This window comes from Microbacterium sp. NPDC087591 (assembly GCF_044743625.1).
Classification (GTDB): Bacteria; Actinomycetota; Actinomycetes; order Actinomycetales; family Microbacteriaceae; genus Microbacterium.
The window spans coordinates 1,981,605-2,001,166 of the sequence record NZ_JBIUWU010000001.1; the positions used below are offsets into that span (position 1 = coordinate 1,981,605).

The window sequence follows — 19,562 nt, forward strand, 5'->3', positions numbered from 1 at the left end:
ATGAGCGAGCAGCCCACAGGCGAGGCCTCCGGTCGCATCCTGATCGACCTGTTCATGAGCCTCGACGGCGTGGCTCAGGGGCCGGGCGGCACGGATGAAGACACCTCGGGTGGTTTCCGTTTCAGCGGATGGCAGGCCGGGTATCCGTCCGAGGGCGTGGGGCCCGAGATCGAGAAAGGCATGCGGCAGCTCGACGCTCTGCTGCTCGGCCGCCGCACGTACGACATCTTCGCCGGGTACTGGCCGCATCACACCGAGGGGCCGGAAGGTGGCATCGGACAACTCTTCAACCGGGTGCCCAAGTACGTCGCGACGCGGGACGCCGGCATTGTGCTCGACTGGGCGGGCAGCACTCGCGTGGGCGGCGATCTGGCCGCCGAGATCGCGCTCATGCGGGAGGCCCACCGCGAGGTGCACGTGATCGGCAGTATCGACTTCGTGCACACGCTCCTCGCCGATGGGCTCTTCGACGAGCTCAACCTCTGGGTCTACCCCCTGCTGCTCGGCGCGGGCAAGAAGGTCTTCGACGACGACGCGCTCCCCGCGGTGCTGCGGCTGCTCGCCCCGCCGATCACCGACGAGGGCGGAGTGACGCTTCTGCGCTACGGCCGCACAGACCGGGTGCCGGAGGTCGCCTCGTTCGGCTGATCCTCCCCTTCTGATCGCCCTATTGCGCGAGTCCGGAAATCCTGACACACGAGTTCGACACGTGATCTGCTGTTGCGCGTCCGTACAGCGGACCCATAGCTTCAGCGTGTGACTTTCTCTTCTTCATCGCGCCTTGCGCGCCGTCGGACCATTCGCAGCTGGATCAGCATGATCGGCGCAGCCGTCCTGGTGCTGGGCGGGGGTGCACTCACCGCGGCGGCGGATGCCGAGGCGACGACGGCGACCATCACCGGCAGCATCACCCGGGAGGCGGGCGGTGCGCCCGTCGAAGGCGTCGGCGTCTTCATCTCCCCCACCGCGGGCGGCTTCTCCTTCAACGGCTCCTCGGATGCGACCGGCGGCTACACCGTCACCGATCTGCCCGCAGGCGAATACATCGTGCGGTTCGCTCCGGATGGCGCCGCACCGGATCTCCTCACCGAGTACTGGGACGGCGCGTCCGACAGGGAGGCCGCCCAGCGCCTCACCGTCGTCGCCGGCGAGACCCTCACCGGCATCGACGCCTCGCTGCAGGCCGCCGGATCGATCACGGGATCCGTGACCCGCGACGGCGACGGAACGCCGGTGGCGGGCGCGACCGTCGCGGTCTCTGCCGTCGACGGATCGTGGACTGCCGAACTGGCGTGGACGCAGGAGGACGGCTCATTCCTCGTCGGCGGCCTGCCCTCCGGCCAGTACACGGTGCGCTTCGACGGTCCCGCAGACAGCGGCCTGACCGGAGAGTACTGGGATGACGCCGTCGACAGCGCGAGCGCCACTCCTGTGACCGTCGTCGCGGGCGAGAGTGCCTCGGGCATCGACGCGGGGCTCGCGCAGGCAGCTGTCATCAGCGGCCAGGTCACGCGAGAATCCGACGGATCTCCGGTCGCAGGCACGGTCGACATCTGGCCGCTCGGCCAGATGGGCGGCCCGAGCGTGACGATCGAGGAGGACGGCTCGTACCGGGCCGAGGTCGCACCCGGCTCCTACACGCTGCGCTTCCGCCCGACCGATGCGCGGCTCTTCACCGAGTTCTGGGATGACGCCTCCACTGTCCAGGAGGCGACGGCGATCACCGTCGCATCCGGGGAGCAGCGCCAGGGCGTCGATGCGGAGCTGGCGGCGGGGACGGCCATCACCGGCACCGTCCGGTCGGACGGCGAGGCTCTCGCCGGCATCAGCGTGATGGCGTTCATCGGCGACCTGCCCGTGGGGTCCGCCACGAGCGCCGACGACGGCTCCTACGCGCTCACCCTTCCGGCGGGAGATTACGTGCTGCGCGCGCAGGCATCCGTCGTCGAGCCCGTGTACGCGAGCGAGTACTACGAGAACGCCGTGACGGCAGACGACGCCACCGTGCTGACCCTCGGGGACGACGTCGACCTCAGCGGCATCGGCTTCGCGCTGGACCTGGGCGTGGACATCCGCGGCAACGTGACGCTCGAGGGTGCCGGTGCCCCCGGTGGTGAAGGGGCGACCGTCGTCGCCTATCGCTGGGATGGCGAGAAATGGGTCGAGGCGCTGCGAGTTCCCTCTTGGGGTGCCTTCGCCTTCAGCCCCGACTCCTCGCAGGACGGCGGCATCCTTCCGGCAGGGCGCTACACGATCGGGGTCGAGATGCCCGGGTACTGCTCGCAGTACTCCGGCGGCGCGCTGCGACTCGAGGATGCGGAGTCGTTCGAACTCGCTCCCGGCGATACCGCGATCGGGGCAGACGTGTCGCTGACCATGGAGTGCGACGCACCCGCGTCGAAGCCGCGGCTCACGCTCGCCGCGGACTCGGTGCGCGCCGGCGGACAGCTCGCACTCTCGGGCACCGGATTCGTCCCGGGCGAGGAGGTGTCGTTCGAGCTCCACTCCGACCCGCTGGCGCTGGGGACCCTCACCGCTGACGCCGGAGGGGCACTGAAGGGCACCCTCCGCATTCCGGCCGGCGCATCCGTCGGTGCGCACACGATCGTGGCGCTGAACGCGCAGTCCGAGGTCGTCGCGAGCGCGGCGATCCGCGTGACCGCGGCGACCGGTGCCGGAGGCGCGCTCGCGAGCACCGGTGCTGACGCGCCGGTCGCCGCGGTGGCGGCCGCCTTCGCCGCCGTCGTGCTCGGGCTGCTGCTGGTGCGTCGACGCCGCGTCGAGAGCTGACCGGAGGTGGCGCGGGTCAGCCGAGCAGTCGCTCGATGACCTGCGCCACTCCGTCGTCGGCGTTCGACGCGGTCGTCTCGTCGGCGGCATCCTGCACGAGGGGCTCCGCATCGGCCATCGCCACACCGCGTCCTGCCCACCGCAGCATCTCGACGTCGTTGAGGGCGTCGCCGAACGCCACGACCTCGGCGCGGTCGATACCGAGGTGCATGCACAGCCGGGCGAGGCCGGTGGCCTTCGTTACGCCCTCGGCCATCACCTCGACGAACGGGGCACCGGACAGCGTCGCCTCGAAGCCGGTGAGTCCCAGCGAGCGCAAAGCGTCGAACAGCGCGGCGGGAGCGAGCTCCGGATGCCGGATCACGAGCTTGAGGCTCGGAGCGGCCAGGACCTGCTCCAGCGGCACGCCGCCCATGGTCTGGGGGTCGCGCTTGTGGTCGCTGAGGTCGGCGATCTCGGCGTAGCCATGCTGTGCGACGAACGTCTCGCCGCCTTCCCGCACGCTCGCGAACAGCAGTCCGGGGATGCTGGCGCGCAGCGCCTCGGCGAGGGTGCGGATGGTCTCGGCCGGAAGCTCCTCGGCGAACAGCATCCGGCCGTCGGCGAGATGGATCGCATACGCGCCGTTGCTGCACAGCGCCCACCCGTCGAATGCGGCATCGGCGGCGATCGCGCGCAGGCCGATCGGTTGACGCGCAGTGACGGGAACGACGTGGATGCCGCGACTGCGAGCGGCATCCAGCGCCGCACGCGTGCGCGGGGTGACGGCTGACGATGGGTCGAGGAGTGTGCCGTCGAGGTCCGTCGCGATCAGCCGGATGGCCACAGCGCTGAAATCGATCGGGGCGTCACGAGAAGATCATCGGCAGATCGTCGTCGTCTTCGTCGGCACCGGCGAGATCGAACTCGACGACCACCGGCACGTGGTCGCTGGGCTGCTCGCCCTTGCGCTCGTCGCGGTGGATGGATGCGCCGCTGACCCCGTCGGCAAGCGCGCGGGAGCCGAGGATGAAGTCGATGCGGATGCCCTCGTTGCGCGGGAACTTGAGGCGCTGGTAGTCCCAGTAGGTGAAGCCCTCGGGCAGCAGGGGGCGGACGACGTCGGTGACCCCGGCGTCCTGGAACGCGAAGAACGCCTGCCGCTCCGCCGGGGAGACGTGCGTGGAGACGCCCTCGACGATGTCGGGGTCGTTGTTGTCGGAGTCGAACGGGATGATGTTGAAGTCGCCGACCAGGGCCAACGGCAGATCGGGGTTCGCGGCGAGCTCGGCCGCGGTGGAGTTCTTCAGCGCCTCGAGCCAGTGCAGCTTGTAGGCGTAGTGCGGGTCGTCGAGCGAACGGCCGTTCGGCACGTACAGGCTCCACACCCGCACGCCCTCGACCATCACCCCGAGCGCGCGGGCCTCGAGCGGAGCATCCGGACCCTCATGGCCCTTGGCGAAACCCGGCATCCCGTCGAACGCGGTGCGCACGTCGGTGATCGGCAGGCGGCTCGCGATCGCGACGCCGTTCCACTGGTTCAGCCCGTGCACCTCGACGTGGTACCCGGCCTCTTCGAACGGTCCGTAGGGGAACTGCTCGGGTTTGCACTTGATCTCCTGCATCGCCAGCACGTCGATGTCTTCGCGCACGGCGAATTCGACGGTGCGGGTGACGCGGGTGCGGATGGAGTTGACGTTCCAGGTGGCCAAGCGCATGCCTCCAGCCTAGTTGCGGCATCGGACACGCAGACTTCCCGCGGAACACGACGCCCGCGCCTTCTACACTGGATGCCGTGACCGCACTCGACGCAGACCGCCAGACACTTCTCGACCTCATCACGGACGAGGCGGTGTTCCACGGCGACTTCACTCTCTCCAGCGGCAAGAAGGCGACGTACTACGTCGACATGCGCAAGCTCACCCTCGACCACAGGGCCGCACCGGCGATCGGCCGGATCATGCTCGACCTGATCGGCGACCTGGATGTCGTGGCGGTCGGTGGCCTCACGCTCGGCGCCGACCCGATCGCGAACTCGGTGCTGCACGCCTCGGTCGCCACCGAGCGCCCGCTCGACGCGTTCGTCGTGCGCAAGGAGCCGAAGGATCACGGCCGCGGCCGCCAGATCGAGGGCGCTGACGTCAAGGGCAAGCGCGTCGTGGTGCTGGAGGACACCTCCACGACCGGCCAGTCCGCGCTCAAGGCCGTCGAGGTTCTGCGCCGGGAGGGGGCCGAGGTCGTCGCCGTCGCCGTGATCGTCGACCGCAAGACCGGGGCCCAGGCCGCGATCGAAGCCGAGGGTCTCGAATGGCGCGCCGCGTTCGACCTCGACGACCTCGGACTCGACCCGCAGTGAACCGCTACGCGCTGGCCGTCGATGTGGGCGGCACGAAGCTGGAGGCCGCGCTCGTGGCCGACGACGGCACCCTCGTGCCGGGAAGCCGCAGCCGCCGGGCGACGGGCCGGGACGCGACGCCCGCGTCGCTCGACGAGGCGATCGCGACAGTGATCGCCCACGCGCTCGCCCGTCTCCCCGCCGACGCCGAGCTCATCGGTGCCGGCATCGGCAGTGCCGGACCGATCGACCGGAACGTCGGGCAGATCCTCCCCGTGAACATGCCCGCAGCCCGTGGATACGGTCTCGCGGATGCGGTGCGCACGACCGCCTCCGGGCTTCTCGGTCGCGAGCTGCCGACCGTCTTCGGCCACGACGGCGGTGCCCTCGCGCTCGCCGAGTCCTGGCTCGGTGCGACGAAGGACGCCCGCTCTTCGCTCGCGATCGTCGTGTCGACGGGCGTCGGCGGCGGTTTCGTCGCGAACGGCGCCTACATCCCCGGTGCCACGGGCAATGCCGGACACCTCGGCCAGGTCCGTCGCGAAGGCGGGTTGACGCTCGAGGAGATCGCCTCCGGTCCGGCGAGTGCCGCCTGGGCACAGCAGCAGGGGTGGACCGGCGCGACCGGCGAGGACCTGGCGCGGGATGCTGCGGCCGGCGACGCGATCGCCCGCGCGGCCATCGAGCGCTCGGCGAAGGCCGTCGGCGAGGCGCTGGCGGACGCCGCCACGCTCGTCGACCTGGACATGGTCGCGATCGGCGGCGGATTCTCGCGCGTTTCCGAGGACTACATCGACCTGGTGCAGCAGGCTCTCACCGCGAGCGCGGCACACGAGTACTCGCGGCGCGCCCGCGTCGTACGCTCGGGTCTCGGCGACGAGGGGCCGCTGATCGGCGCCGCGGCGCTCGTCATCCGCTGAGTGCGGGCGCTGAGTCCAGGCGCTGAGTCCAGGCGCTGCGTCCGCCGTCCGCTGTCAGTGGCCGGGCAGGACGAGATGCCGTACCGGACCCTCCCACCGAGCGACGGCGATCTTGAGTGCGGTCGTGTCGTCGATGACGGTATCGATCCGTGCGGTCAGTCGGTGGTCCAGTTTGTCGATGCGTGCGGTCAGTCGGTGGTCGAGTTCGTCGATGCGTGCGCCGAGCCTCTGGTCGACGGCATCGATGCGCCGCACGCACCAGGCGAAGCCCGCGAGCATGGTCGTACCGAGGGTGAGCACGATGCCGACCGCACTCACCACGATCGCCAGGATCTCTGCGGACACGAACATGCCTCCATTCTGTTCTGGGTGTGGGGAGGGCACCAGCGAAACTACTCGAAGTGGGGGCTGGGGCAGAGCGCGCAGACCGCGCGCACCGGAGGCTGTGGAGACTCGCTCGATTCGCCGGGCGGTGCAGGGGAGATCCCCATTCCGTACACTCTCCTAACAAATACGTCGTAGGCTCGGGGGAGACGACGGAAGGACTGCGCATGCGCGTACTCGGCCTGCTCTCGGGCACCTCACACGACGGCATCGACGTCACGGTGGTCGACTTCGATGAGACCGACGGGGCGCTCCACGGCGCCGTGCTGCTCGAAGACAGCATCCCCTACGCCCCGGAACTGCGCGCACGACTGGTCGCCGCGCTCCCTCCTGCCCAGACGACCCTCGCGGAGGTATGTGAGCTCGACACCCTGATCGGACAGGCGTTCGCCGAGGTCGCCGCCACCGCCGCGGCATCCGTCGGGGGAGTCGAAGCCGTCTGCACGCATGGCCAGACCGTGTACCACTGGGTCGACGCCGGACACGCTCTCGGCACTCTGCAGATCGGGCAGCCCGCGTGGATCGCCGAGCGTGTGGGCGCTCCGGTGGTCTCGGATGTGCGCATCCGCGACATCACCGTCGGAGGCCACGGCGCCCCGCTGGTGTCGTTCCTCGATGAGCTGCTGCTGCGCGGACGCCCCGGCACCTCGGCCGCGCTGAACCTGGGCGGCATCGCGAACATCACGGTCGTCGGGGACGGCATATCGGCCTACGACGTCGGCCCGGCCAACGCCCTGGTCGACGCCGTGGTCGTGGACCAGGGGCTGAACGACCTCGGCTACGACGAGGACGCCGCGATCGCCCGCACCGGCGCTGTCGACGAGACGCTGCTCACCGCGCTGCTCGCCGACCCGTACTACGCGCTCCCCGCCCCGAAGAGCACCGGCAAGGAGCACTTCCACCTCGACTACGTGCGGGCGCTGCTGTTCGGACGCGAGATCTCGACGCCCGACCTCGTGCGCACGCTCACCGAGCTCACGGTGCAGACGGTCGCGCAGGATGTGCGGGCGGCGGGCATCGGCTACCTCGCGGTGTCAGGAGGCGGATGCCGCAACCCGCTCATCATGGAGGGATTGCGCACCGCGTTGCCCGAGGTCGAGGTGGTGCTGGCGGACGAGCTCGGCGCCTCGGCCGACAACAAGGAAGCCGTGCTGTTCGCGCTGATCGGCTGGTGCACGATGCACGGCGTGCCCGCGGTGATCCCGGGAGGAACCGGCGCGAGCGCTCCGCGCATCCTCGGCACCATCACGCCGGGAACCGGTCCGCTGCGGCTACCGGAGCCCGTCCCCGTCCTGCGCAGCCTGACCCTGCGCTGACGCTGCGCTGACGCCGGCGCGAATCGCCGAGTGCACGGCATCCGCTCGAGTGCACGGTCCAGCGACGCGATTTCCCCGTGCACTCGGCGACATCCCGTGCACTCGGCGCACTCGGCGCCCCCGGTCAGCGCGGAGGGCGCTGGTCGTCGTCCCAGGGGCCTTCCCACCAGCCGGCGCGGCCGTCGCCCTCGTCGGAACCGCGGCGGCGCGAGCGCACGAACTGCACGATGAAGATCGTGAGCGAACTCAGCAGGATCAGGAACACCACCAGGAACAGCACGTCGGACTGGTTCATGGGCGCTTCCCCTCTGCCGCATCCGAGACGATCTTGGCGATGCGGGCGCTGCGCGTCTCGGGACGCTTCGCCATCGCGATGTGGGTGAGGCCGAACTTCTTGACCGACTTGGGGAACGCATCCCAGTTCGCGCGCGCGGCAGGAGAGGCGTCGAGCGCTGCGGCGAACTCGTCCGGTTCGATCCCCGCCTCCGGGCCGTCGAGCATCTCCCACGCTCCGTTGGCCTTGGCCACGTCGAGCGCGCGGATGCCGGCCGGTGCCAGCAGGCCGGCCTGCTCGAGCTCGGCGATCCGCGCCTTGTTCGTCGCCGCCCAGCCGCTGGTCGCCCGGCGCGGCGAGAACCACTGCGCGTTGACGCCCTCGAACGTCCGCACCGGCCCGTCGATCCACCCGAAGCAGAGCGCCTGGCGTACGGCATCCTCGTAGCCGAGGCCGTCGACGGTGCCTCCGCGCACGTTCAGCAGCCAGACGCCGGCGGTACGCCCGTGGTGCTCCTCGAGCCAGGCGCGCCAGGCCGCGGCATCCGCTGCCGTCAGCCGCTCGCCCTCGTCGAGTGCGCCCATATCAGTCCTCGTCGAGCGTCGGGATCGTGCCGGTGACGGTGGGGAGCAGGTCGGCGACCGAGTCCACGATCTCGTCGGGGCGGAACGGGTACTTCTCGATCTCGGCTTGGTCGCTGATGCCGGTGAGCACCAGAATCGTGTGCAGACCGGCCTCGATGCCGGCGACGATGTCGGTGTCCATGCGGTCGCCGATCATGCCGGTCTTCTTCGAGTGCGCACCGATCTTGTTGAGCGCCGAACGGAACATCATCGGGTTCGGCTTGCCGACCACGTACGGCTCCTTGCCGGTGGCCTTGGTGATGAGCGCGGCGATCGCACCGGTGGCCGGCATCGGACCCTCGGCGCTGGGGCCGGTGGCATCGGGGTTCGTCACGATGAAGCGCGAGCCCGCGTTGATGTGGCGGATGGCCTTGGTGATCGCCTCGAACGAGTAGTTGCGCGTCTCGCCGACCACCACGAAGTCCGGGTTCGTCTCGGTCATGATGAACCCGGCCTCGTGCAGAGCGGTGAGGATGCCGGCCTCGCCGATCACGAACGCGGACCCGCCGGGCAGTTGCTGCGCGAGGAAGTCGGCGGTGGCGAGCGCCGAGGTCCAGATGCGCTCCTCGGGCACGACCAGCCCGCTCGATCGCAGGCGGGCCGAGAGGTCGCGCGCGGTGAAGATCGAGTTGTTGGTGAGAACCAGGTAGGGGATGCTGTTGCGCTCCCACCCGGCGAGCATCTCGGACGCGCCGGGGATGGCGTCGTTCTCATGGACGAGCACGCCGTCCATGTCGGTGAGCCAGCATTCGATGTCGTCGCGGTGTGCCATGTGCACAGCCTATTGCGCGGAGGTGTCCGGCACGGTGACAGGTGCTACGGGGAGGGCGTCTCGCGGACGAACTGCGGGTCGCCGGGCGTGATGCCGAAGAACAGCGGGTCGGTGGGGGACTCCACGTCGGTGGGAAGGTAGCCGCCGAGGAAGACCTCGTCACCGAACAGCATGTCGGAGAGTTCATGGGCGTTGCCGGGGCGGCAGGTGGTGGCAGCCGAGACGAGGGCGTTGCCGTTCTTGCCGAACTCGATCAGGAGCAGTTCGAACCCGCGTTCGTCGGCGACGGCGATCTGGACGAGGGAGTCGGGTGCGTCGCCGAGGGTGCGTCGGCTGGGAGTCAGACCTGCGTCGGTGAGGTACTGCTCGATGGCGTCGGCATGCTGCTCGCGATCTGCGAGGTCCATCTCGAGTCGCCGACCCAGGTTGAACTGGTACCCATTCCCGTCGTCACAACTGCCCGGTTGCATGCCGTAGTCACCGAGTTGCCCGACGATCCACGGGCCGGTGGAAAGGACCGACTGCACACCGTTCACGAACTCGCGATAGTCCATGTACGTCTGCTCTGCGTCCGCACGCAGTGCCTCTCCCGTCGGGGCGGGCTCCGCGGTGTCACATCCGGTCATGATCATCACTCCTGTCAATGCCAATGCGAGAACTCCCAGTACTCGACTGCGCGTGCGCGTGCGTCGGATCACCACAGCCACCAATCGTCACTTCCGTACCCGCCCGGAGTCGTCAGCGGTTCGCCGGTCTCGATGATGTTCACGATGTTCGCGAACGATTCGGACCCTTCTTGAAGGTACCCGCCTGAGTGACCGGTCGAGCCGATGGGGAAATCGCCTTCGTCGTGCGTTCCGTGCCCGGGAGTCTGCAGCAAGGGCTCGCCGTCGTGATGCTGCGCCGTGGGGGCGGTGCCGTCTTGGTTCGGTGCGTAGCCGCCGTTGCTGTCGAACGACACCGCGCCGTCGAGGGCGCCAGGATCGATGGGATGAGTTCCCCAGCTGAACGGGTTCTCCGGAGCCCAGCGGCCCTTTCGTGCCCAGGCGTCCTCGGGAGACGTCGATGCATAGATGTTCGTGCCGGTGTAGTCGACGCGCGCGTCTGGGTCGTCGCCGAGAGCATGATCGGTGAGTCCCGCCGAGCCGATGGCGATCAGGTTGTCGACGCCCAGGTTGTCGGCGGCGCTGCCGACGGCGAGAAAGGCGGTGGTACTGCCGTACGAGTGGCCGATCACTGTGGTGACGGCATCGCGAGGAGCGACCTGATCGAGCCCGCGCAGGAAGCCGGTCAGGGTCTCCGCCCCGACGACGGCTTGGTCTGTGCTGCTGACGGTCGCCAGATTCGGGGTGTCGTAGCCGAACCACACGATCGTGGCACCTGACCCGCCATCGTTCGTGATGCGCTTGTTGATGTCGATGGACGTCTCTCCCCAGTCGCCCATCTGGTTCAGTTCGGTCATCATGCCGCCGAGCAGGACTGTGACGTTGGTCACGCCGGTGAGCGGATCGACGATCCGGTCGGGGTCATAGGTGAAGCCGTCGACGTAGAGCATCGCTGCCGTTGCCTGGTTCTTGTCGAAGAGGTTGAGGGAGACGGGCACGCCACCTCGGCGTAGCTCCTCCCGCAGTACATCGATCTCCGTGTCGCGCGGATCGCCCCACTCCACGGCATCCGCATCCATGAGCGTCTTCACGTTCGCGGCGATCCGGTACTCATACGGCACTCCCTCGAGGTTCCCGACGAACCCCGGATACCTCTCGATGTAGTGCTCCTTCTGCGTATCCGTCAGCGTGTCCCAGATCGCCGCGACCTCGGCTGGCGAGTCCGCGTCGGCGAGGGATGCGAGGGTCGCGGCATCGGCGGCGGAGACGTAGGTCTCGTCTACGCTCGCGAGGGCCGCGACAGCCCTGGCGTATGCGTCATCCCAAGACTCGTATGCGCTCTCCCAGGCGCTCCACGCGTCTTCGAGGTCGGATGCGGCGGTGATGCTCCCGGTCTGAGCGGTCTCGACGGCATCGCGGAAGCGCTCGTCCTTGGCGTGAAGAGTCCGAGTCGGAGTCGTCGTGTCTTCCCCGGAGCTCCACGCTTCGTAGTCGTCGCTGCCCTCCCACGTGGTCAATGCGGTCTGGGCATCGGCCAGATCTGCGTTCGCAGTATCGACCGCGGCCTGCGCCTCGGTCACCGACGCCATGAGCCGGTTCGCGCGTCCGCCGTGCTCTTCCGCGCCCTGGCCGTACGTGAGGACGATCCCCTTGATGCGGCGGATGCGAGCGGCAGGCGCGGCGAACATGGTGGCGACGTCGCTCGCCATGCTCTTGGCCTGATCCAGCGCCTGTCCGCGCCCTTCGAGGTTGTCGGTCAGGTTGCGCAGCACGAGCTGCATCGTGCCGACCTCTTCCGCCGCATCCTCGAGATGCCCGTGCAGGCTGTTCATCTGGCCCACGTCGTAGTCGATGTGCTCGAACGGGTAGCCCTTCGGTGACGCCGTCACAGCGGGAGATCCTCCCAGCCCGAGCCGAGCTGCAGGTCGAGATCGGCCGTCTGCGTCTCCAGCGCCATGATGCGCCCTGTGACCTTCAGCACGTCGTCCTGCCCGATCTGCACGAGCGCATGCGTCTCGCCGATCGCGCCTTCGAGCATCTCGCGCAGGGATGACCGCCCCAGCGGCGCCTGCACCCCGGTCTCTGCGGAGTGGGCCGTGCTCATCTTCGCGTCGAGCTCGCGCGCGGAGACTTCGAGCTCCGTGCGCTGCGTGGAGAGCACCAACTGCGTGATGCTGAAGTCCTTTGACATGAATCTGTCCCCCCCGGGTCGACTCCACAGTACGAGATCCGAGACGATGCTCGGACGATGACCCCTATTAGTGGTGGTTCAGCGCGGTGGGTTCAGCGCGGAGGGTCAGGCCGTGAGCCAGATCACGTCCGCCGCGTGCGCGATCTCCGCCTGCGTGCCGTCGACCGAGAAGCCGCCGGGGGTCACCGACACGTCGACGCCCACGGCGATCCCCGCGGCCTCGACCGCGCGCAGGATCTCGGGGTCGCGGTCGTCGACGCGCAGCACGCGCCCGACGTGCCCCACCGCGGCATCAGCGAGCAGCACGAACGGCTCGCGTTCGACATGGCCGTCGGCATCGGGGATGGCGTCGCCGTGCGGGTCGAACCGCGGGCGCCCCAGGCGGGCGTCGATGCCTTCGAGCAGCCGGTCGCTGATGGTGTGCTCCAGCACCTCGGCCTCGTCGTGCACCTCGTGCCAGCCGTAGTCGAACTCGCGCACCAGCCAGGTCTCGATGAGCCGGTGGCGCCGCACCATCGCGAGGGCACGGCGCGTGCCAGCATCCGTCAAACGCACTGCGCCGTAGGGCACATGAGAGACGAGACCGGCGGCGGCGAGCTTCTTCACCATCTCGGTGACCGAGGACGGAGCGATGCCGAGCTTCGCGGCGAGCACCGACGGGGTGATCGGGGCATCCTGCCATTCGGTGTGCGCGTAGACGGTCTTGAGGTAGTCGTCTGCTGCCGGGGATGCCACGCGACCAGTCTAGGTCAGCGCCGTTCCGGGGCTCGCGTCACGGGTTGGCGACGGCGACCAGGATGCCGAACGCGGCCTGTCCGGCGAAGAACACCACCAGGAACCCGAGCAGGGCGGCGAGGAGCGACAGGCGTCCGTCGAAGCCCTCGATGTCGGCGATGCCGATCTTGCGCGCGCGGAACGCGAGCACCAGCGTCGCGATGCCGAGCGCGAGCTGCACCCAGGGGCTGGCGAGATCGATGGTCTTCGGGAACGCGACCAGGAGGCCGCCGATCACGCCGGTCGCGATGCCGATCCAGGTGAGGATGCGGACAGTGCGGCGGGCGTGATCGGCAGACATGACTCCGAGCCTATCCGCGGCTCAGGCGCCCGTGAGCACCAGCCAGAGCAGGGCGCCGTTGAGGGCGATCAGCAGCACCGAGGCGATGACACCGGCGGCGGTGGTCCAGACCCGGTTCGCCCACACACCCAGCGTGCGCCGCTGCGCCGTGAGCGCGACCAGCGGGATCAGCGCGAACGGGATGCCGAACGACAGCACGACCTGGCTGAGCACGAGCGCGAGCGTCGGGTCGACGCCGACGCCGAGGATCACGAGCGCGGGGATGAGGGTCACCAGGCGCCGGGCCAGCAGAGGCACGCGCACGTGCAGCAGCCCGTGCATGATCTCGGCCCCGGCGTACGCGCCCACCGAGGTCGAGGCGAGACCGGAGGCCAGCAGCCCGACCGCGAAGAACGTGGCGACGACGGGGCCGAGTCCGGCGGCCAGTGCGGCATGGGCGCCCTCGAGCGAGTCCGTCCCCTCGACGCCGGCGAGGTTCGCGGCGGCCAGCAGCAGGATGCCGAGGTTCACCGACCCGGCGATGATCATAGCGATCGACACGTCCCACCGGGTCGCGGTGAGCAGGCGGCGGATGCGCGGGACATCGGTGCGCACGGCCTCGGCGGCGGCATGCTCCTGCTGTCGGACTGCGGAGATCTGCGCATTCGCGGACCCGGCGGCGGCATCCGATCCTGAATTCGGCAGATCTCCGGAATGATGCAGAGGCGACGACGAGCCGAACCGGTCGCGGCTCAGCGCGGAGTGCGCGTAGATGGCGTGCGGCATGATCGTCGCGCCGAGGATGGATGCGGCGAGCAGCACGGATCCGGTGCCCTCGAAGCGCGGCACCAGGCCGCCCACCACGCCGGCGGGGTCCGGCGGCGCGACGAAGACGCCGGCGACGAAACCGATCGTGATGATCGCCATGAGGCCGATGATCACGAACTCGAAGTGCCGCGGTCCCCGGCGGCTCTGCACGGCGAGGAGGATCATCGACACGGCCCCGGTGATCAGGCCGCCGAGCAGCAGCGGAACGTCGAACAGCAGGTTCAGCGCGACCGCGCCGCCGATCACCTCGGCGAGGTCGGTGGCCATCGCGACCAGTTCGGCCTGCAGCCAGTAGGAGCGTCGCGCCCAGCGGCTGCGGATGCGCGAGCCCAGCACCTCGGGAAGGCTCTGCCCGGTGACCACTCCCAGCTTGGCCGACAGGTACTGGATCAGCCACGCCATCACGTTGCCGGCGACGACGATCCAGACCAGCAGGTAGCCGTATTGCGCGCCGGCCGTCATGTTGCTGGCGACGTTGCCGGGGTCGAGGTACGCGACGCCCGCCACGAGCGCGGGTCCGAGCAGCCACAGGCTGCGGGGTGGGGTGGTGCGTGTCACGGGCGCCTCGGCGAGCTCGGAATTTTTAGGCATGCCGAAATCGTAGCGGATATTTCGGTGTACCTAAATATCTGGCGTCAAGATGTCCGGATAGCCTGGCGGGATGGATGAGCAGACGCCCGAGAGCGGCACGCCCGAGCGCACCACCCATGGCGTCGGTCCCTGGCCGGGCGGCGCGGACGCCTGGCCGGAAGGCGACCAGTACGACCCCGAACTGCTCGAGCTCGGGGATACCCGCAACGTGATCGACCGCTACCGCTACTGGCGGATGGAGGCCATCGTCGCGGACCTCGACACGCAGCGGCATCCGTTCCACGTCGCGATCGAGAACTGGCAGCACGACATGAACATCGGTTCGATCGTGCGCAGCGCCAATGCGTTCCTCGCCGACACCGTGCACATCATCGGCCGCCGCCGCTGGAACAAGCGCGGCGCGATGGTCACCGACCGCTACCAGCACGTCGTGCACCACGACGACGTCGCCACCTTCGCGGCCTGGGCGGCAGGGGAGGGCATCCCGATCATCGCGGTCGACAACGTCGCAGGCTCGGTGCCCGTCGACAGGGCCGAGCTCCCCGAGCGCTGCGTGCTTCTGTTCGGTCAGGAGGGGCCGGGGCTGTCGGCCGAAGCGCTCGCCGCGGCATCCGGCCATGTCGAGATCACCCAGTACGGCTCGACGCGGTCGATCAACGCCAGCGCCGCCGCCGCCGTGATCATGTACGAATGGTGCCGCCGCTTCGCTCGCTGAGCCCTCTCGACCGTCGGCTCGTCAGGCAGCTCGTCAGGCGGCTCGTCAGGCGGCGGCGGACAGCCAGCGGCCGGAGCGCACCCGCCAGCCCAGCGTGGCCAGGCGGGCGAGCAGGTACACGCCGAAGAAGGCCAGCGAGAGCCAGACGAGCCCGGCGCTGCCGTCGACGCCCACGGCGGCGATGATCCACAGCGCGGGCAGGAACGGCACGAGGTTCAGTCCGCCGGCGATCGCGAGGTAGCGCACGTCGTTCGCTCCCATGAGCACGCCGTCGAGCACGAACACCACGCCGGCGATGGGCTGGGCGACCGCGAGCACGATCAGCGCCGGCTGCACGAGCGCCGCGACCTCGGCGTCCCCCGTGAACACGATGCCGAGCACACCGGAGAGCGCCGCGATGAGACCGCCGACGACGATGCCGAACCAGGCGCCCCAGGCCACGGTCCGCCCGAGCACGCGGTGCACGCGCTGCTCGTCGCCGGCGCCGAGCTCCTTGCCGATCAGGGCCTGCGCGGCGATCGCGAGTGCGTCGAGGGCGAACGCCGCCGCCGAGAAGATCGTGAAGACGATCTGCCAGCCCGCGAGCTCCTGGGTGCCGAGGCCGGTGGCGATGCCGACGGTGACGAGCAGCGCGATCCGCAGACTCACGGTGCGCAGGAACAGCCACCCACCGGAGCGGGCGGTGTTGCGCAGGCCGTCGCGCTGGGCTCGGAGCGAGGCGCTGTGCGTCGTGGCCAGACGGCGGATGACGAGCGCGTACGCGGCGACCATCCCCCATTGCGCCGTGATCGTGCCGGCTGCCGATCCGGCGATGCCCCAGCCGAAGCCGTAGATGAAGAGCAGGTTCAGCAGGGCGTTCGCCCCGAAGCCGAGTCCCGCGATCCACAGCGGCGTGACCGTGTCCTGCATGCCGCGCAGCAGGCCGGTCGCTGCGAACACGATGAGCATCGCGGGCAGGCCCCACATCGAGATCACCAGGTAGTCGTTCGCCTGGGCCGAGACCGCGTCACCCGCGCCGAACAGCGACACGAGCCAGGGGGAGGACACCGCGCCGATCACCGCGAGCACGGCTCCCAGCCCGAGCGCGAGCCACATGCCGTTGATGCCGACCGAGACCGCGTCTCCCGGCTGCCCTGCACCGAAGCGGCGAGCCACGGCTGGCGTCGTCGAGTAGGCGAGGAACACCATGAGCCCGACGATCGTCTGCAGGATCGCGCCGGCGATGCCGAGGCCGGCCAGTGGGGTGGTGCCGAGATGCCCGACCAGTGCGGCGTCGACGATCAGAAACGCCGGTTCCGCGATCAGCGCGCCGAGTGCGGGAACGGCGAGCCGCAGGATCTCTCGGTTGAGGGAGATGCGCGCGGTCATCCTCAGAGCCTATGGGCTGGCGCCGACGTCGCGCCTCCCTGCCGGCGCCGGCATTCCCGCGCGGTCGTAGGGTGGAGGGAATCGGATGCCACGGAGGTGCGTCATGACCGATCCCCGCGAAGCCGCAGCCCGGTACCGTGCGCAGCAGCGGCACGGCGAGGACGTCGATGATGAGGGCGCTGCGCCGCCGGGGAGCGCCGCTGCCGTCGACAAGGCCGCGTTCATCGAGACCGCGATCCAGGTGGCGATCCGCCGCGGGGACTTCGACGATCTGCCCGGCGCGGGCAAGCCGCTCGAGGGACTCGGCACGCATCACGACCCGGACTGGTGGATCCGCCGCAAGATCGAGACCGAGAACCTCACCGGTCTCGGACCGCCGGCGATCCTGCTGCGCTCGGAGGACAAGGGGCTGGACGCCGAGCTCGATCTGCTGGGCCGCGAAGCCGATGTGCGCACGGTGCTGGAGGACTTCAACAGCCGGGTGCGCGAGGCCAGACGTCAGCTGCAGGGCGGCCCGCCCGTCGTGACCTCGCCGCGCGACGTCGATGCCGAGGTCGCCGCCTGGGCGGCACGACGCGCTGCCCGATCGGCCGCCGCGTCTGCAGAGGAGCCCGCGCGACCGCGCCGCCGCTTCGGCATCCGTCGCCGGGTCTGACTCCCCGGGTCCGCGTTCCGCGCCAGCGGGGGAGGCGGGTCATAGGGTGGACGCATGACTGACGTTCTCCCCGCAGGCCTGGCCACCGACGAGTTCAGCTCCGACATCCGTCCGCAGGACGATCTGTACCGCCACGTCAACGGCGCGTGGCTCGCGCGCACCGAGATCCCGGGCGACAAGGCCCGTTGGGGCTCGTTCCATCTGCTCGCCGAGCAGGCGGAGGCCGACGTCCGCGCCATCATCGAGGAGTCGCAGGATGCCGAGGCCGACACCCTCGCCGGCAAGATCGGCGGGCTGTTCGCGAGCTTCATGGACACCGAGCGCATCGCCGCAGCCGGGGTGACCCCGCTCGCGGAGACCCTCGCCGAGATCGAGGCGATCGACGGCATCCCCGCCTTCCTCCGCACCGTGGGCGCCTATGACCGCGACGGTCGCGCACACCTGATCGGCTTCTACGTCGACGGCGACCCCGGCGACCCCGAGCGCTACGTGCCGGTGGTCGTGCAGTCCGGTCTGTCGCTCCCCGATGAGAGCTACTTCCGCCTCGAGACGTTCGCCGACACCCGCGCCGCCTACCGCGCGCACCTCGAGCGCCTGTTGACGCTGGCCGGGATCCCCGATGCGGCGTCGACGGCCGACCGTGCGATCGCGCTCGAGACCGAGCTCGCGGGGCACCACTGGGACAACGTGCGCAGCCGCGACGCGGTCGCCACCTACAACCTCAAGACCTGGGACGAGCTGCAGGCGCTCGCCGGCGTCGACCTCACGCCGTGGCGTGACGCGGTCGCGCCGTCGAACCCCGCCGCCTTCGCGGAGATCGTGGTGTCGCAGCCGAGCTTCCTCGAGGGACTCGGCTCGCTGCTGACCCCCGAGCGCCTCGACGACTGGAAGGCATGGCTGCGTGCGCAGGTGGTGCACGCTGCGGCTCCCTACCTGACCGACGACTTCGTGCAGGAGAACTTCTCGTTCTACGGTACCGAGCTCACCGGCGTCCCCTCGATCCGGGAACGCTGGAAGCGCGGCGTCTCGGTCACCGAGAGCGCCCTCGGTGAGGCGATCGGCAAGGTCTACGTCGAGCGGCACTACCCGCCGACGGCGAAGGCCGCGATGGACGAACTGGTCGCGAACCTGATCGAGGCCTACCGCCAGAGCATCACCGACCTCGAGTGGATGACCGCCGAGACGCGCGAGCGCGCGCTCGCCAAGCTCGACTCCTTCACGCCCAAGATCGGACACCCCGAGGTGTGGCGCGACTACTCCAGCCTCGTGATCGACCGCGACGATCTGTTCGGCAACGTGCGCCGCGCCGCGATCTTCGAGCACGACCGCCACGTCGACAAGGTCGGCAAGCCGATCGACCGCACCGAGTGGCACATGCCTCCGCAGATGGTGAACGCGTACTACAACCCGTCCATGAACGAGATCGTGTTCCCCGCGGCGATCCTGCAGTACCCGTTCTTCGACGCCGACCGCGATGCCGCAGCCAACTACGGCGGCATCGGCGCGGTCATCGGCCACGAGATCGGCCACGGCTTCGACGACCAGGGCAGCCGCTACGACGGCGACGGACGCCTGCAGGACTGGTGGACGGATGCCGACCGCGCCGCGTTCGAGGAGCGCACCAAGGCGCTGATCGCCCAGTACGACGAGCTGGTCCCCGAGGGACTCGACCCGGAGCATCACGTCAACGGTGCGCTCACGATCGGCGAGAACATCGGCGACCTGGGTGGCCTGGGCATCGCGCTCAAGGCGTACGAGCTCTCGCTCGGCGGCGCGGAGGCCCCGGTGATCGACGGGTACACCGGTGTGCAGCGTCTGCTGCTGTCCTGGGCGCAGGTCTGGCAGCAGAAGAGCCGCGACGCCGAGACGCTGCGTCTGCTCACCATCGACCCGCATTCGCCCAACGAGTTCCGCTGCAACCAGATCGTCCGCAACATCGACGCCTTCTACGAGGCCTTCGACGTGGCTGAGAACGATGCGCTGTGGCTGCCCGCGGAGTCGCGGGTGACGATCTGGTGATGAGATCGCCGGGGGTGTGAGGGAGCTGCGCTGTGGCTACCTGCGGAGTCGCGGGTGACGATCTGGTGATGAGATCGCCGGGGGTGTGAGGGAGCTGCGCTGTGGCTGCCCGCGGAGTCGCGGGTGACGATCTGGTGATGATC

21 protein-coding genes are annotated in these 19,562 nt (G+C 69.6%); 8 read left to right on the forward strand and 13 right to left on the reverse strand.

The genetic code is table 11. From position 1 onward, the window contains the following. On the forward strand, positions 1-648 hold the full coding sequence (locus tag ACIOVG_RS09395) for a dihydrofolate reductase family protein (RefSeq protein WP_400872025.1): 648 nt from the start codon (positions 1-3) through the stop codon (positions 646-648). A 168-nt stretch (positions 649-816) separates the two neighbouring features. Next, the gene (locus ACIOVG_RS09400; RefSeq protein ID WP_400872028.1) at positions 817-2,790 is read left to right on the forward strand and encodes a carboxypeptidase regulatory-like domain-containing protein; all 1,974 of its coding nucleotides are present in this window, start codon (positions 817-819) and stop codon (positions 2,788-2,790) included. A gap of 16 nt (positions 2,791-2,806) precedes the next feature. On the opposite strand, the gene ACIOVG_RS09405 is transcribed toward ACIOVG_RS09400, so the two are convergent. Together ACIOVG_RS09405 and ACIOVG_RS09410 are read right to left on the reverse strand one after the other, a co-directional pair. Continuing rightward, positions 2,807-3,616, reverse strand: coding sequence for a Cof-type HAD-IIB family hydrolase (locus ACIOVG_RS09405; RefSeq protein ID WP_400872031.1), 810 nt, complete (start codon positions 3,614-3,616; stop codon positions 2,807-2,809). A 22-nt stretch (positions 3,617-3,638) separates the two neighbouring features. Further along, positions 3,639-4,487: an exodeoxyribonuclease III gene (locus ACIOVG_RS09410; RefSeq protein ID WP_400872034.1), complete on the reverse strand. Its 849-nt coding sequence runs from the start codon at positions 4,485-4,487 to the stop codon at positions 3,639-3,641. A 77-nt stretch (positions 4,488-4,564) separates the two neighbouring features. Between ACIOVG_RS09410 and pyrE the strand changes: the two genes are divergently transcribed. Then, on the forward strand, positions 4,565-5,125 hold the full coding sequence (gene pyrE / locus ACIOVG_RS09415; protein ID WP_400872037.1) for an orotate phosphoribosyltransferase: 561 nt from the start codon (positions 4,565-4,567) through the stop codon (positions 5,123-5,125). Next, on the forward strand, positions 5,122-6,024 hold the full coding sequence (locus ACIOVG_RS09420) for an ROK family protein (protein WP_247628168.1): 903 nt from the start codon (positions 5,122-5,124) through the stop codon (positions 6,022-6,024). Before pyrE ends, ACIOVG_RS09420 begins: the two co-directional genes overlap by 4 nt. 54 nt (positions 6,025-6,078) lie before the next feature. Here ACIOVG_RS09420 and ACIOVG_RS09425 read toward each other — a convergent pair whose 3' ends face one another. Next, positions 6,079-6,375, reverse strand: a complete 297-nt coding sequence (locus ACIOVG_RS09425) for a hypothetical protein (protein WP_400872040.1) — start codon at positions 6,373-6,375, stop codon at positions 6,079-6,081. Between the two features lie 200 nt (positions 6,376-6,575). Here ACIOVG_RS09425 and ACIOVG_RS09430 point away from each other — a divergent pair, with 200 nt between their 5' ends. Continuing rightward, positions 6,576-7,724 carry an anhydro-N-acetylmuramic acid kinase gene (locus tag ACIOVG_RS09430; RefSeq protein ID WP_400872043.1) on the forward strand — a complete coding sequence of 383 codons (1,149 nt, stop codon included), beginning with the start codon at positions 6,576-6,578 and terminating at the stop codon, positions 7,722-7,724. A 124-nt stretch (positions 7,725-7,848) separates the two neighbouring features. Here ACIOVG_RS09430 and ACIOVG_RS09435 read toward each other — a convergent pair whose 3' ends face one another. From ACIOVG_RS09435 to ACIOVG_RS09475, 9 genes are all read right to left on the reverse strand, one after another. Beyond that, positions 7,849-8,019 carry a hypothetical protein gene (locus tag ACIOVG_RS09435; RefSeq protein ID WP_247628165.1) on the reverse strand — a complete coding sequence of 57 codons (171 nt, stop codon included), beginning with the start codon at positions 8,017-8,019 and terminating at the stop codon, positions 7,849-7,851. Further along, the gene (locus ACIOVG_RS09440) at positions 8,016-8,582 is read right to left on the reverse strand and encodes a YdeI family protein (RefSeq protein WP_400872045.1); all 567 of its coding nucleotides are present in this window, start codon (positions 8,580-8,582) and stop codon (positions 8,016-8,018) included. The genes ACIOVG_RS09435 and ACIOVG_RS09440 overlap by 4 nt, the downstream gene beginning before the upstream one ends. A gap of 1 nt (position 8,583) precedes the next feature. After that, complete coding sequence (locus tag ACIOVG_RS09445) at positions 8,584-9,393, reverse strand: HAD-IIA family hydrolase (RefSeq protein WP_400872051.1); 810 nt, start codon at positions 9,391-9,393, stop codon at positions 8,584-8,586. A gap of 44 nt (positions 9,394-9,437) precedes the next feature. Continuing rightward, on the reverse strand, positions 9,438-10,019 hold the full coding sequence (locus ACIOVG_RS09450; protein WP_400872054.1) for a hypothetical protein: 582 nt from the start codon (positions 10,017-10,019) through the stop codon (positions 9,438-9,440). Positions 10,020-10,087: 68 nt separating this feature from the next. Next, a complete protein-coding gene (locus ACIOVG_RS09455) occupies positions 10,088-11,887 on the reverse strand; it encodes an alpha/beta hydrolase (RefSeq protein WP_400872057.1) in 1,800 nt (599 codons plus the stop codon). After that, positions 11,884-12,189 carry a hypothetical protein gene (locus tag ACIOVG_RS09460; protein ID WP_400872060.1) on the reverse strand — a complete coding sequence of 102 codons (306 nt, stop codon included), beginning with the start codon at positions 12,187-12,189 and terminating at the stop codon, positions 11,884-11,886. Before ACIOVG_RS09460 ends, ACIOVG_RS09455 begins: the two co-directional genes overlap by 4 nt. Before the next feature lie 105 nt (positions 12,190-12,294). Beyond that, on the reverse strand, positions 12,295-12,924 hold the full coding sequence (locus tag ACIOVG_RS09465) for a metal-dependent transcriptional regulator (RefSeq protein ID WP_400872063.1): 630 nt from the start codon (positions 12,922-12,924) through the stop codon (positions 12,295-12,297). Positions 12,925-12,961: 37 nt separating this feature from the next. Then, positions 12,962-13,264: a hypothetical protein gene (locus ACIOVG_RS09470; protein WP_141870490.1), complete on the reverse strand. Its 303-nt coding sequence runs from the start codon at positions 13,262-13,264 to the stop codon at positions 12,962-12,964. A gap of 21 nt (positions 13,265-13,285) precedes the next feature. Further along, a complete protein-coding gene (locus ACIOVG_RS09475) occupies positions 13,286-14,662 on the reverse strand; it encodes an Nramp family divalent metal transporter (protein WP_400872066.1) in 1,377 nt (458 codons plus the stop codon). Positions 14,663-14,732: 70 nt separating this feature from the next. On the opposite strand from ACIOVG_RS09475, the gene ACIOVG_RS09480 reads away from it, so the two are divergent. Next, the gene (locus ACIOVG_RS09480) at positions 14,733-15,377 is read left to right on the forward strand and encodes a TrmH family RNA methyltransferase (RefSeq protein WP_400872069.1); all 645 of its coding nucleotides are present in this window, start codon (positions 14,733-14,735) and stop codon (positions 15,375-15,377) included. Between the two features lie 45 nt (positions 15,378-15,422). Here the strand turns inward: ACIOVG_RS09480 and ACIOVG_RS09485 are convergent, their stop codons facing one another. After that, positions 15,423-16,745 (reverse strand): MATE family efflux transporter, encoded by a 1,323-nt coding sequence (locus ACIOVG_RS09485; protein WP_400872072.1) that lies wholly within the window; start codon positions 16,743-16,745, stop codon positions 15,423-15,425. Positions 16,746-16,848: 103 nt separating this feature from the next. Between ACIOVG_RS09485 and ACIOVG_RS09490 the strand changes: the two genes are divergently transcribed. Continuing rightward, on the forward strand, positions 16,849-17,400 hold the full coding sequence (locus ACIOVG_RS09490; protein WP_400872074.1) for a DUF1992 domain-containing protein: 552 nt from the start codon (positions 16,849-16,851) through the stop codon (positions 17,398-17,400). 54 nt (positions 17,401-17,454) lie between these two features. After that, positions 17,455-19,419 carry a M13 family metallopeptidase gene (locus tag ACIOVG_RS09495; RefSeq protein WP_400872077.1) on the forward strand — a complete coding sequence of 655 codons (1,965 nt, stop codon included), beginning with the start codon at positions 17,455-17,457 and terminating at the stop codon, positions 19,417-19,419. The last annotated feature ends 143 nt before the right edge of the window (positions 19,420-19,562 follow it).